Here is a 13,651-nt window from a genome sequence, read left to right on the forward strand (position 1 = left end):
TAGGGTTAACCGAGAGCGGGAAGTATGCCTAACGTAATCAATAGCTGTGCGCCGATGATGAGCAGCCCGACCAAACCTGTCACAAGCAGGGCCCCATTGCCCCCTGTAACTTGATAGTGTTGCTCGGTGGCTTGTTGGCGCACTTTGATCACCATCACCAGAGGTAAAAAGATGGCCAGAATGGCGAGCGCAATCGCGGCATAGCCCAGCGCCATAATGAAGCCTTGCGGGTAGAACAGTGCAAAAATCAGTGGTGGTAAGAAGGTGACGACAGACGCTAATGGGCGGTTCATTTTACCTTGTTGGTTACGTAGAGAATCCCCCATAAATTCAAACAAACCTAGACTAACACCCAAAAACGAGGTGAGTAGAGCAAGGTCAGCGAAAACACCGATGATGTTGCCAAGATTCGATTGGTGCACCGTGGTCGAGAGTACACCGATGAGCGCCGTGAGCCCCATATTGTCGAGTAGGGCAGATTGACTTACTACCCCAAGAGTGACCAACTGCCAGAAAATGTAAATCACTAGCGGAATCGCAGAGCCGATCAAAATCGCTTTGCGCAGCGCAGGGGTATCACCATCCAAGTAATTCACAATCGCAGGAATACTGCCGTGGAAACCAAAGGAAGTAAAAATGACGGGAATGGCCGCGACAATCAAGCCCTGCTGAATCGGCATACTCAGTAAGTAAGACTGCGAAACATTGGGCGCGAGGAAAAACAGTACCGCTACCATAGCGATCATCTTTCCGGCAAATAATACGCGGTTGACGCGATCCACTGTGCCTGTTCCAACGGTGACGACCAAAGCGACAATCAAGGTAAACAGCAAAGTACCGCTCGAACTTTCAACGTTCACGCCAGTGAAATCGGTAATTCGTTGGGTAAATTGTGCGCCGCCGCCAGCAATGTAGGCCGCACACAGCGAGTAAAACAAAAATAACATAGCGAACGTCGCAACCCATTTGCCTTTATCGCCTAAAATCTGTTTGGCGAGAGTATGCAACGTTGCCTCTTTATCCGCGTACTGGTGGATTTCTACCATCAGCAATGCAGTAAATGCCATCAGCATCCACAAGCCGAGCATAATCATCAATGAGGTTGAGAAGCCAATACCGGCGGAAGCTAGAGGCAGAGCTAGCATTCCTGCACCAATCGTGGTGCCTGCGATAATCAAAGTACTGCCTAAAAGCTTCGATTGCGTCATGTGTAAACTCTTTTATACGTTATTAGATGTTGCGCTTAGTGGTTTGTGCGAAATTTGACCGATTAATAATCTCATTTCGCTAATTTTTGGCTATTCTGTAGAAGCTTTCGATTTGCGTCAATCTGTTTGTAAAAATTTAAATCCGAAAGTGTAATTAATAATTTACACTTTATGTGGCTGAGGTTTTTACCACAAAGAAATCTTGGTACTTACTACAAGCTGTGGTAAACCTTATTGGCGTTTCTGGAAGCACTTACGATGAACGTCTCACCAGAAACCGTTATCCCCATTCAACGTGAAGCTGAACCTTCAAGTCGAAAGGGTATAAAAGGATGAAATAAGTATGAATTAAGGAGGTCAACAATGAGTGACCACAATCACAATGATGAATGTCTAGAGCTGCTTGATGCGATGGAGATTGGTTTTACGCTCAGTGATTACCAAGCGGTTGAATCAGAGCAAACCGACGTCTCTGCGTCATAATCTCCCATCTCGGTGTAACACCGAATCTCTTATCCCATGAATTTCCTTGCCCATTTGCATATTGCTCATCACTGCCAAAGTAGCTTACTCGGTAATTTACTTGGAGATTTTGTCAAAGGTGATCCGACAGAGCAGTATCCGCAATCTTTAGTGCAAGGAATCCGTTTACATCGCTGGGTTGATGCTTACACCGATAGCCACCCAGTGATGAAAGCGGCGAAATCTCTGTTTCCTTCCCAACAACAACGCTTTGCGCCGATTGCCCTCGACCTGTTTTGGGATCACTGTTTAGTCAATACTTGGTCGAATTGGCATGCCGAGCCCTTGGGGCAGTTTCTGACTCATGCACAGCAAGGGATAGCCGAAGAAAGTATATCGACGCTGCCTGAGCGTTTTGTGCGAGTGAATCGTGCTATGTGGCAAGGAGAATGGTTAGCCTCCTATGCGGAGTTGGCTAATATTCGCTATGCGTTGAGCAGGATGGCGCAGCGCAGCCCTCGAATGCAGCCTTTGGCATATAGCGCGCAGGGATTAGAGGACAACTATACCGAGTTACAAGCACTGTTTGCGGTGCTGTATCCGGATGTTTTAGAGAAAGCCAAACGCCGTTCACTTTGATACAATCCGCGCCCCAAAAGTTATTAGGTACGCGACATGTCAGAACTCTCAATCACTTTTTCGCAATTAGGCTTGGATTCTCGTCTGCTGAATACATTGAGCGAGCTTGGGATCGTCAATCCCACTCCAATCCAACAGCAAGCTATTCCCCATGTATTGCAAGGAAAAGATGTACTGGCAGGGGCGCAAACCGGAACCGGTAAAACGGCGGCATTTGGCTTACCTTTGATCCAACGCTTTATTGAGCAGCCTTGGCAGCGTGAAACAAACAGCAAAGAGATCCGGGCGTTAGTGCTTGTGCCGACGCGTGAGTTAGCTCAGCAAGTATTGGATAGCCTACAAGCCTACGCGAAAGGAATGGAGCTTAAGATCGTAGCCGTTTATGGCGGCACGAGCATGAAGGTACAGCTCAACCATTTGCGTGGCGGTGTGGATATTTTGATTGCGACGCCGGGGCGTTTGCTCGATCACGCCCATGTGAAATCGCTGTTTTTGGGCAAAGTTGAAGTCTTGGTACTCGATGAAGCGGATCGCATGCTGGATATGGGCTTTATGCCAGATCTGCAGCGCGTGCTGCGCCGTTTATCGCCACTGCGTCAAACGCTGTTTTTCTCTGCAACGTTTGATAGCAAAATCAAAGCGGTCGCGTATCGCATCATGCGTGATCCTATCGAAGTGCAGGTGACGCCATCCAATTCCACGGCAGAAACCGTGCAGCAGATGGTGTATCCGGTGGATAAAAAGCGCAAGCGTGAACTGCTCTCTTATCTGATCGGTTCGAAAAATTGGCAGCAAGTGTTGGTGTTTACCAAAACCCGTCAAGGCAGTGATGCACTGGCTGAAGAACTCAAGTTGGATGGCATAAAAGCGGTGTCGATTAATGGCGATAAAAGCCAAGGCGCACGCCAAAAGGCTCTGGATGATTTTAAAGCAGGTAAAGTGCGTGCTTTGATTGCGACCGATGTCGCCGCACGTGGGTTAGATATTGCCCAGCTTGAGCAAGTGGTGAACTACGATATGCCATTTAAAGCGGAAGACTATGTACATCGTATTGGGCGTACGGGGCGCGCAGGTTTAGCGGGATTGGCGATCTCTTTGCTGTCGCATGATGAACAGCCACAACTCGAAGCGATTGAGCGTTTACTCAATACACGTCTGCCGCAAGAGTGGTTGAAAGGTTTTGAGCCTAGCCCTGTGGTGCATGAGGAAAATTCACCGCGTCGCTCGGCTGGCCGTTCGTCAGAAAAACGCAAACTAAAAGCACAGCTGAAAATCCATGCGCAGCGCGGTAAAAAAGCGCGTTAAGTAGGGTCAATAAGTAGCACCCATCGATATCCCGTTTGCTATCCCCAATCACAGCACATCGCAAATAGTGCATCGGAAGGGGATAGCTCACATCGCCTATTACTCTTCCGTCTCTTTATAGACATCTCGCCAGTCGCAACTGAGGGTATACACCAGCTCATCCACCGAGTTGGGCTGCATAATGTAAGGCTTGGCGACATGAAACTTCTCAACCATCAAAGCGTTAAACAACTGCCAATGTTTGAGTAAACAGGCGGAAACGTCTTCAATTTCCGGGGCCCAAGTTGCACGCATAAAAGGCGTCAAACTGGCGGCGCTGTGAGTGTACATAATTAGCTGCCATTTGATTTCCCACAAATGGATCGGAGATTGGGGGTACTGACGGTTATAGTCATCCGCCAACGATTCAACCAAGCGTTCAATCTCTCCAGAAGTATCGAGGAAATAATCGAATAACTTATCTTCTTGGCGTACGGCATCCGCAATCAATTGGATTGGCTGTTTAATGATTAAGCCATGTGCCAACATGCGCATGATGAAAGTGTACAGCTTTACGTTGACGGGAGTTTCTGCCGGCATGGCTTGGAGCACCGTCTGCATGTAGCGAATCATATAATCATGCAGGCCATCGCTGATGCTGTGCCAGATCTTTTCTTTACTGCCGAAATGATGGCGGATCAAGCTATGTGAGACGCCGGCCTTTTCACTGATATGACGCAGAGAAACGCGTGAATAACCGAGCTCGCAGAACAGCTCTGCCGCTATGGTGATAATGTGATAGCGCGTTTTTTGGGCATCTTGCGCACTACGCCGCCCCTGTTTTTTTTCAATCATGTCAACCTAATGTATAACGGTCACTGAGACGTCCCGATTTTTACCAGATCTGCGCGAATTTTTCATGACTCTTGTGCTTAAAAGTGGAACTTTGGGGAAAAACTCATTGGGATGAGGCATAAAAAGCAGCAATGTCGCGCAAATCTTGATCATTTAAACGTTGCAACTGAGCTCTCATCATCTCCGCCATTGGGCCTGTGCGCTCGCCTAGTTGATAAGCCTTCATCGCGCTATACAGGTATTCTGCGCTTTGCCCATCAAGGTTAGGATAGCTGACCTGAGTAGCTTTGCCGTCGGTGCCGTGGCAAAACACACAACTTGGCGCTTTTTGTTTACCGAGTACCGGATCGCCACTGGCGAAGAGCGGAGTCGAAACAAGGGTTAAACAAAGCAGAGAGCAGACAACGCGCATCAATAAACTCCAAACAAGAGGGGAGGGAATCAGTAGCGCGAAGTATAAAGCTTCCCCTAAGGGGAAGCTCAAGAGAGCGCGAGCGAGAATAAAGAGAGTTTACGAGCCTGTTGGCATTCTCAACCTCACTCAAGCCAGTAAGGTGCGCAGTTTGGCGAGTAGGGTATCAATATCCTGACGTGTAATGTCTTTATGTGTCACGAAGCGCACTGGATTACCCGCGGTGATGATAATGCCTTCTTGGCGAAGTTGCTGGGCGATGGACTGGATATCGACTGTCGTGTCCAATTTAGCAAACACAATATTGGTCTGTACCCATTCGGTATTAACCGAAAATCCCGGTAAAGCATTCAGCCCCAAAGCCAGATGACGAGCATTATCATGATCGGTCTTGAGTTGCGTGACTTGCTCGGTGAGCGCCAATTTCCCCGCTGCAGCTAAAATGCCCGCTTGGCGCATACCGCCACCGACCATTTTTCGCCAGCGTCTCGCTTTGGCAATAAAGTCCTTGGAACCGAGCAGTAACGAACCGACTGGCGCGGCTAAGCCTTTGGATAGACACACGGTGATCGAATCAAAATATTGCGCGATCTCTTTGACATCCACATCCAGTGCGACCGCCGCGTTGTAGACCCGAGCCCCATCAAGGTGCAGTTGCAAACCATGTTGATCAACAAACTCGCGCGCCTTCGCCAAATAACTAAGTGGAAGCACTTTACCATTGATGGTGTTTTCCAAGCTGAGCAGTTTGGTGCGGGCAAAATGCGCATCATCCGGTTTGATCGCTGCTTTGAGTTTGGCGAAATCGAGAGTGCCATCCGGTTCATTGTCAATCGGTTGTGGCTGGATAGAGCCAAGTACGGCGGCTCCGCCAGCTTCATAACGATAGTTATGGGCTTGCTGGCCACACAAATATTCGTCGCCGCGCTCGCAATGAGCGAGTAAACCTAACAAATTGGCTTGAGTGCCTGAGGTGGTAAACAGCGCGGCTTCAAAGCCATGGCGCTCGGCCGCCCACTGTTCTAACTCGTTGACGGTGGGATCATCGCCATACACATCGTCACCCACAGGGGCTTGTGCCATCGCTTGACGCATCGCGTCGGTCGGTTGGGTAACGGTATCCGATCGAAAGTCCATATTTTCTCCTACAAATATCCGCAAAGTTTGGCTTTACTTAAACAAGCAATGGTTTTGGAATCGGTGATGTCGCCGAAAACAATTTTACGTTCTAATTCTTGTGGGGTAAGAAAGAGGACTTCAATCACTTCGTCCTCATCGCAAGAATAGCGCGCCGTTTTGCTTAGGTTTTTTGCGACAAACAGATGTTGAATTTCATCGCAGAAACCCGCGAGCGGCGTGACTTGACCGAGTTCGATAAATTGCTGAGCGCTAAAGCCGGTTTCTTCCTCTAATTCGCGCTGCGCACAGGAAAGAGGCGGTTCCCCCTCTTCTATAGTGCCAGCAGGAAGTTCGAGTAACCATTTTTTGAGCGAGGGGCGAAATTGGCGTATCAGTACAATCTCGCCTTGGTCAGTCAGTGGTAAAATCACTGCCGCACCGGGGTGTGAAATCGTGGTATGTGTGACCGAGTGGCCATTCGGAAGCAAAACGTCCTCCTCGACCAGTGCGATGCTTTTCCATTGATGGATGATTTTGCTCATGGAGTGTGTCTTGTCAAAATAAAGCGGTGATGAGGGAGTCACCTTACCTTAGGTTCAGTGGCATCCCCAAGAATAAATTGTACTTTTTGCGTCGTGTCTGTGGAAATGGCGAGAAGTTGAGCCGCTAAATGTGCAATCAATGATTACCAATTGTTTCAAGGAAATGAGATCTGTTATAAGGATGCGCAAAACAAAAAAATAGACTTTGTAACAAATCGACAACAATTGTATAAAGCGATTGTTTATTGAAACTATTGTTTATAGAGCCATTGTTTATAGAGCGATTGTTCATAGAAACAGCGCTTATTGAAAACGTGTTACCCAATTTGGGCTTTGTCTGAGGAATCAAGAGATGCTGCAACCCACCCACAGCTCACATGCGCGCAAAGCGCTGCTTTCAGAGCGAATCAATAAGCTGGCCAAGGCGCTCTCTGATGGCGTGTATGAGCGTGAAAATACCATCAAGCTCTGTTTATTGACCGCGTTGGCTGGTGAAAGTGTGTTTTTGCTCGGCCCACCGGGGATCGCCAAAAGCCTCATCGCTAAGCGTTTGATTCAAGCATTTGATAACAGCAGTTATTTTGAATATCTGATGACCCGCTTTTCAACCCCCGAAGAGGTGTTTGGGCCGCTGAGTATTCAAGAATTGAAAGACAATGGTCGTTATGTGCGCCTCACCCAAGGTTATTTGCCTACCGCACAGGTCGTGTTCTTGGATGAAATCTGGAAGGCAGGGCCTGCCATCCTCAACACCTTACTAACGGTTGTCAACGAGAAAACCTTCAAAAATGGCAGCGATATTGAGCGCGTACCGATGCGTCTCTTAGTGACGGCCTCCAATGAACTCCCAGACGAAGACAGCGGCCTCGAAGCACTCTATGACCGTATGTTGGTACGAATTTTTGTAAATCGAATTCAAAACAAACAAAATTTCAAATCCATGCTTACCGTTGGTACAGCGCAAGAAGCGCAAATTCCAGCAGGGCTGGCGATCACCGATGAAGAGTATCACCAATGGCAGCAGCAACTGGATAAGCTTGAACTCAGTGATGACGTTTTCGAAAAGCTCTACCAGTTGAAAACCATGGTTGAAGAGCGCTCAAAAGAGAGTGCGGGTTCAGATTTAGAGATGTATGTGTCTGACCGCCGTTGGAAAAAAGCGGCCAAGCTTTTGAAAGCCAGTGCATTTTTTAATGGCCGAGACGAGATTAACCCGTTAGATCTACTGCTGTTGCAAAACTGTTTGTGGAATACCCCAGAATCACATGATGTGGTTCATGAGGTGATCCGCGAATTTGCGCTGCGTTACGCCTTTGACCAAGCAGAAGTGGAGCAACAGCTCGATGTATGTCGACTTGAACTTGCCCAAATTCAAGAAGAGCTAGAGTCTGAGTTTGCCATGGTGCTGTCACTGGAAACCACCAATGGCTTAATCAAAAAACAAGTTCATCATCAATATGACCTGTCTGATGCCCAAATTTACAAAGTGGGTATGACGCCTGATTTGATTAAGCTGGTGTTATTGCAGAGCAATATGTCAGTTTCTGAAGGTGAGAAAGGCGATAGCCGTTGGATTTACGTACAGAAAAGTGAATTAGAGCGCGTGATTAAAGAAGGACACGGCGAAGCCTATGGCTATGTGAACCAAAACACCAATCTATGCCGCTTACGCTTTGATCTCGATGCCAGTAACAATCTGGTGATTAAAGATATTGCCAACCGCTCCGTACTTCTGGCGATGGTCACCAAACAAGGTTTAGATGAGTCGCTGTATCAGAATTGGCTGACGAAAGCGGATCAAGCCATGGCGCAGCTCACTCATGCGGAGCACCATTTACGTAAAGTACGCCTCAAATTTCACGATGCGCTGCCGCACAGTTTTATCGACCCTGAATTGCCGACGGCAATGCAAGCGACCTTGCATGAGCTGCAGCAGCAGTTGGATGCCACTCAAGTTGAATGCGAGCGTAACGTGATGCGCATTCGTAACCTCAACCAATTTTTTGCTTAGGTGTCATTATGTTAGGGGCGGATGCGTTTAATCTGGTTGTTGCCATAGCAGAATCTGGCTTGATTGATACCGCCGTCAATGACTTGGTTGCGCGTTCCCAAGTGATGATGATGGCGGAAAATCGTGGTGTGGGCACGTCAGTGAAAAATCATCTGATCAAGTGGCGCACCAGCGTTCGTCGTCGTATGACCAAAGTGTGTGAAACCGAACGTTTCCAACGTGAGTTAGCCCTCTACCAAGAAGTGATTCACTGGGATGAAGAGACGTTTTTTACGCAAGTCCCAGACGTGGTGAAGAAACTGGAATGGGACTCCGCATTCTACTTAGAAGCGCGTCGCTTGCTCGAAAAAGAGAAGCTGCATCATAACCCCATGTTCCCTCATTTCTTTTGTGATCAGTGGTATAAATCACTGTCTGATGCGATTCGCCAAGCGCAGGTGATCGAACTTAAAGCCAACAAAGAGCGTATGTTGGCTGATCTCTATCAGCGTATGGAAACCATGCGCAATATGGATAAGGTCACTGAAGCGGGGGATGACGCGATCGTCGGCCGACTTTGGGATATGGCGGCGGCGAAATTGAGCCGCAATGACCTCACGGTCATGAAGCGTTACGCTGAGTTTCTCAAAAAACACAAAGGCATGCAGGAAATCGCCGAGCAGCTCGGGCGAATGGCTGGACAGGTTGACGATCCAGACCTAAATCGTGCGCCCGCTGAAGAGATGCAAATGGTCGAAGAGCGTTCAGATGAAGCGACCGATGACATTGTGGGTATCCACGAAAGTGACGATTTGAATAAGTTACTGCCCAACGAAACCATGTTTTTAGCTTATCCAGAGCTGGAAGTGGTGTTTTATAAGCACTTGGTCGATAAACGGTTAATGAACTATCGCATGCAGGGGAAATCACGCACTCTGCGTAAGGTGCGAGCCCATCGTCCTGACAACAAACAGGTTGATATCGAAAAAGGGCCGTTCATTCTCTGTATTGATGCATCAGGATCCATGAGTGGCTTTCCCGAGCAGTGTGCCAAAGCCATGGCTTATGCGCTGATGCAAATTGCGTTGGCAGAAGATCGTGATTGTTATGTGATGCTGTTTTCTTCCGAGTTCATTACCTACGAATTGACTCGCCAAGATGGACTGCGCGAAGCGAGTGACTTCTTAAGTTATTCGTTTCATGGCGGTACAGATTTTGAGCCCGTGATCCTCAAATCGATTGAACTGATGAGCAGTGATAAGTATCGCAATGGCGATTTGGTTGTGATGTCGGATTTCATTGCACCCAAACAAAGTGACGAACTGCTGGCGCAAGTGGCGGAACTTAAAACGCGCAAAAACCGTTTTCATGCCATAAGCCTATCAAAATACGGCAACCCGCAGTTGATGAGTATGTTTGATCACTGCTGGAGCTATCATCCGAGTTTGGTTGGGCGGCTAATGAAGAAGTGGTAACTTGAATGCTTCATACCCAACGACGGGAAGTAGCAAGTCGTCAACGCCACTGCTGCTTCAAGTCAGAAGGGGATAGGTTGGTTTGCTTGCGACGGTCAGTTGAGCAGATTGCGCTAAATCTCAGCAAACGATCCGGCATTTCATTTTTTTGTTTGACTCAGTTCGCATAATCCGTAAAGTACGCAGCGCAAGCAACGAAGCAAATCCTTCGTTTGACTTCAGAGGCGCGTTGGCAGAGTGGCCATGCAGCGGATTGCAAATCCGTGAACCTCGGTTCGACTCCGGGACGCGCCTCCATTTCTTTTGAAGTCATCGCTTAAGCCAGCCAAGTGCTGGTTTTTTTGTGTCTGCGTTTCTTCAATCGAGTCCCCACTCCATATTCCATTTATATCTCATCGCTCCCTACTGAGTATTTCCGGTTTACTTATCACGCTTTATGCATTTGGTTGTGGTTTAACCAGTCGTTTTTGCTATTCTTATGACGTTTTTTTATACAAACAGTCTGTGGTTTTGGTTTTTATACATTTTTATTGCATAAAAATACGTTCGTAGTAGTATGAACGCCAGATGATAATTAATGCAGTATGTCAGCATGAGTATTCGAGTTAACGGAATTAACAAGTCTTATGGCACCACTCAGGTGCTGCACGACATCCACTTTGAATGTGCGAGTGGTGAAACTTTAGTGCTACTTGGGCCAAGCGGTGCGGGTAAAAGCTCACTGCTGCGTGTGCTCAATCTTCTTGAAACGGCCGATAATGGCCAACTGCATATCGCCAATCAATCGTTTGATTTTTCAACACATCCAACTGAGCAGCAAGGCTTAGCGCTACGTCGCAAAGTGGGCATGGTGTTTCAGCAATACCATCTATGGCCGCATATGACTGTGCTGGAAAATCTGGTGGAAGCCCCCGTGAAAGTCGCAGGTATGGCGAAATCGCAAGCCAAACAGCAAGCCATCGAGATCCTGAAAACGTTGCAACTGGCAGATAAAGCCGATGCGTGGCCGCTACAACTCTCGGGTGGCCAGCAGCAGCGAGTGGCGATTGCGCGTGCACTGATGATGAAGCCGGATGTACTGCTGTTTGATGAGCCGACAGCGGCTCTGGATCCTGAGATCACCAATCAAGTTGTGAAAATTATCAAAGAGTTAAGTGGCACAGGGATCACGCAAGTGGTGGTGACTCATGAAGTCGACTTTGCCAAGAAAATCGCCAGCCATGTGCTCTACCTCGAAAAAGGGCGCATTGTTGAACACGGCACGCACGCCTCCTTTACCCATCCGCAGACTCAGCAGTTTGCCGATTATTTAAAACATTAAGAAGTTACTGATATTAGCCCACAGATTCTGGCCAGTGATGCGCCAGATTTCGCAGAACACATGGAGTATTGCAATGAAAAAGATCCTACTCGCGTCTTTGATTGGTTTGGTTTCTGCTAGCGCAGCTGCGCAACAAGAGATCAAGTTTGTGATGGAAGCGACTTACGCGCCGTTCGAATACATGGATGAGAACAACCAAATCCAAGGTTTTGATGTGGATTTAGCGAATGCGCTGTGTAAGCAACTTGAAGCGAAATGTAGCTTCCACAACCAAGCGTTTGACAGCTTGATCCCAGCACTGAAATTCAAACGTTATGATGCCGCCATTTCGGCAATGGACATCACCGAAGCGCGTTTAGAGCAGGTGAATTTCTCTAATCCGTACTACGACAACTCAGCCGCCTTCGTTTCTCTGGCGGGCAAAGTGGCGGATCAAGCGACGCTGAAAGGCAAACGTGTTGGTGTGCAAAATGGTACTACTCACCAAAGCTTTTTGTTAGAGCAACGTTCTGATGTTGTCGCGGTACCATACTCAAGCTACCAAGATGCGTTTATCGATATGAAAAATGGCCGTATTGATTCGGTATTCGGTGATACTGCGGTTGTGGCTGAATGGTTTAAAGGCGACAACAAGCTGGAGTATGTTGGTGAGCGAGTGACCAATCCACAATACTTCGGCAATGGTTTTGGTATTGCGGTGAATAAAGATAACCAAGCGCTGCTTGATCAACTCAACGCAGCGTTGGAAGCCGTGAAAGAAAATGGCGAATACGCCGCGATCTTCAATAAGTACTTCGGAAACTAAGATGGTGTTAACGGGCTACTCTTTATCACTAGTCCAAGCAAGCTGGATGACGCTACAAATTGCGTTGGCCAGCTTGCTGGTCGGGTTACTGTTGGCACTGGTGTTTGCTGGCGGTGAAATGGCAAAACTGAAATTGATCAAATGGCCAACCACTTTGTTGGTCACCGTGATCCGCGGTTTGCCTGAGCTTTTGGTGGTGCTGTTTATCTACTTTGGCTCGACCCAAGTGCTGTTTTTCATCACTGGTGAATTTATTGAGATCAGCCCGTTTATCTCTGGTGTGATTGCGCTCTCGCTGATTTTTGCTTCGTACGCTTCGCAGACGTTGCGCGGTGCACTCAAAGCCGTGGGCAGAGGACAGCGTGAAGCGGCCAGCGCGTTAGGAATTCCGCCTAGCCATGCATTTATTCGTATTGTACTGCCGCAAGCGGTCCGCCACGCACTTCCCGGTTTAATGAACCAATGGCTAGTGTTACTTAAAGATACGGCGTTAGTTTCTTTGATTGGGGTGACGGATCTACTGAAACAAGCGCAGCTCACTTCCGCGGCCACCCATGAAGCCTTTACGTGGTATGCAACGGCGGCGGCGGTGTATCTGGTGATCACATTGATCACGCAGCGCGCCGTAAAAGTGATAGATAACAAGTTTTCGATACAAGGCATGAGCCATAGCCAAGGAGCCAGCGCATGAAAGAGCAACACCTATGGCAACTGCTTGAAGGCTTAGGCACCAGTTTACAACTGACCGCGGCTTCGCTGCTGGTGGGTTGCATATTGTCGCTCTTGATGACTGTAAGCTTGGTGATGCGCACGCCCGTCGTGCATTGGTTTAGCCGTGCGGTGATCACCTTGTTTACCGGCACTCCGCTGCTGGTGCAAATTTTCTTGGTGTATTACGGCCCTGGACAGTTTGAATGGATCCGCGAAAGCGTACTTTGGGTATGGCTCAGCCAACCTTGGTTTTGCGCTATGCTGGCTTTGGCGCTCAACACGGCGGCGTACAGTACGCAACTGTTTAAAGGCGCATTTAACGCCATTCCTAGTGGGCAGTGGCAAGCGTGCCGCGCGTTAGGCATGAATAAAATTGCTACGCTACGGGTGTTGCTGCCTTATGCATTACGCAGAGCTGTGCCAGCTTATTCCAACGAAGTGATTCTTGTCTTTAAAGGCACTTCGCTGGCTAGCACGATCACCATTATGGATTTGATGGGCTACGCGCAGCGCATCAACGCCCAAACCTACGATACGTTGACAGTCTTTGGGATTGCCGGGGCATTTTACCTTGCAGTGAACGGCATTCTGACCCTGATCTTCCGCCAAATCGAGAAAAAAGCGTTAGCGTTTGAGGCGTATTGATTTTTAGTGTTGAATGGTTTTTGTGCGTTGTGCACGCCATTTGTACGCTATGGTGTGCTTTTTAATCACTTGATTAAATTGCTGAAATTTTTTATTGACCAGAAATCTCAATCCGTTAAAGTACGCCTCGTTCTCACGGCAAAGCTCGTTAGAACAGATGGTGTCTTCCATCGCAGTATGCGT

General features: G+C 48.1%; 14 protein-coding genes and 1 tRNA gene. 9 read left to right on the plus strand and 6 right to left on the minus strand.

Annotated features, from left to right (window positions below; genetic code table 11):
• Window positions 1-5 precede the first annotated feature (5 nt).
• Complete coding sequence (locus GOU96_RS14625) at window positions 6-1,208, minus strand: aromatic amino acid transport family protein (protein WP_000194442.1); 1,203 nt, start codon at window positions 1,206-1,208, stop codon at window positions 6-8.
• 519 nt (window positions 1,209-1,727) lie between these two features.
• On the opposite strand from GOU96_RS14625, the gene GOU96_RS14630 reads away from it, so the two are divergent.
• Entirely contained in the window at window positions 1,728-2,309 is a 582-nt protein-coding gene (locus GOU96_RS14630) for an ACP phosphodiesterase (protein WP_175248531.1), read from the plus strand.
• 36 nt (window positions 2,310-2,345) lie between these two features.
• Window positions 2,346-3,614, plus strand: coding sequence for a DEAD/DEAH box helicase (locus tag GOU96_RS14635; protein ID WP_175248530.1), 1,269 nt, complete (start codon window positions 2,346-2,348; stop codon window positions 3,612-3,614).
• 99 nt (window positions 3,615-3,713) lie between these two features.
• Here GOU96_RS14635 and GOU96_RS14640 read toward each other — a convergent pair whose 3' ends face one another.
• The 4 genes from GOU96_RS14640 to GOU96_RS14655 form a co-directional block, all read right to left on the minus strand.
• On the minus strand, window positions 3,714-4,448 hold the full coding sequence (locus GOU96_RS14640; protein WP_000570594.1) for a TetR/AcrR family transcriptional regulator: 735 nt from the start codon (window positions 4,446-4,448) through the stop codon (window positions 3,714-3,716).
• Between the two features lie 103 nt (window positions 4,449-4,551).
• Entirely contained in the window at window positions 4,552-4,860 is a 309-nt protein-coding gene (locus GOU96_RS14645; protein WP_001266838.1) for a c-type cytochrome, read from the minus strand.
• 129 nt (window positions 4,861-4,989) lie between these two features.
• Complete coding sequence (gene ltaE, locus GOU96_RS14650) at window positions 4,990-5,997, minus strand: low-specificity L-threonine aldolase (protein ID WP_001959549.1); 1,008 nt, start codon at window positions 5,995-5,997, stop codon at window positions 4,990-4,992.
• Between the two features lie 8 nt (window positions 5,998-6,005).
• A complete protein-coding gene (locus GOU96_RS14655) occupies window positions 6,006-6,521 on the minus strand; it encodes an NUDIX hydrolase (RefSeq protein WP_000034740.1) in 516 nt (171 codons plus the stop codon).
• A 352-nt stretch (window positions 6,522-6,873) separates the two neighbouring features.
• Between GOU96_RS14655 and GOU96_RS14660 the strand changes: the two genes are divergently transcribed.
• The 7 genes from GOU96_RS14660 to artM all read left to right on the plus strand — a co-directional run bounded on the left by GOU96_RS14660 (window position 6,874) and on the right by artM (window position 13,468).
• Window positions 6,874-8,532 (plus strand): ATPase RavA domain-containing protein, encoded by a 1,659-nt coding sequence (locus GOU96_RS14660; RefSeq protein WP_114812076.1) that lies wholly within the window; start codon window positions 6,874-6,876, stop codon window positions 8,530-8,532.
• Between the two features lie 8 nt (window positions 8,533-8,540).
• Window positions 8,541-9,986 carry an ATPase RavA stimulator ViaA gene (viaA, locus tag GOU96_RS14665; RefSeq protein ID WP_000899948.1) on the plus strand — a complete coding sequence of 482 codons (1,446 nt, stop codon included), beginning with the start codon at window positions 8,541-8,543 and terminating at the stop codon, window positions 9,984-9,986.
• A 223-nt stretch (window positions 9,987-10,209) separates the two neighbouring features.
• Window positions 10,210-10,283, plus strand: a tRNA-Cys gene (locus GOU96_RS14670).
• 295 nt (window positions 10,284-10,578) lie between these two features.
• Window positions 10,579-11,307 carry an arginine ABC transporter ATP-binding protein ArtP gene (gene artP, locus GOU96_RS14675; protein ID WP_001925350.1) on the plus strand — a complete coding sequence of 243 codons (729 nt, stop codon included), beginning with the start codon at window positions 10,579-10,581 and terminating at the stop codon, window positions 11,305-11,307.
• A 73-nt stretch (window positions 11,308-11,380) separates the two neighbouring features.
• A complete protein-coding gene (locus GOU96_RS14680) occupies window positions 11,381-12,112 on the plus strand; it encodes an arginine ABC transporter substrate-binding protein (protein WP_000722145.1) in 732 nt (243 codons plus the stop codon).
• Between the two features lies 1 nt (window position 12,113).
• A complete protein-coding gene (artQ, locus tag GOU96_RS14685; protein WP_000244567.1) occupies window positions 12,114-12,803 on the plus strand; it encodes an arginine ABC transporter permease ArtQ in 690 nt (229 codons plus the stop codon).
• Window positions 12,800-13,468, plus strand: coding sequence for an arginine ABC transporter permease ArtM (gene artM, locus GOU96_RS14690; RefSeq protein WP_000662924.1), 669 nt, complete (start codon window positions 12,800-12,802; stop codon window positions 13,466-13,468). Before artQ ends, artM begins: the two co-directional genes overlap by 4 nt.
• 3 nt (window positions 13,469-13,471) lie before the next feature.
• Here artM and GOU96_RS14695 read toward each other — a convergent pair.
• Window positions 13,472-13,651: hypothetical protein (locus GOU96_RS14695; protein ID WP_324701992.1), on the minus strand; the 180-nt coding region annotated here is incomplete at its 5' end.

Origin of the sequence: Vibrio sp. R-1 (assembly GCF_035615595.1) — a bacterium.
In the GTDB taxonomy this organism is placed as follows: domain Bacteria; phylum Pseudomonadota; class Gammaproteobacteria; order Enterobacterales; family Vibrionaceae; genus Vibrio; species Vibrio cholerae.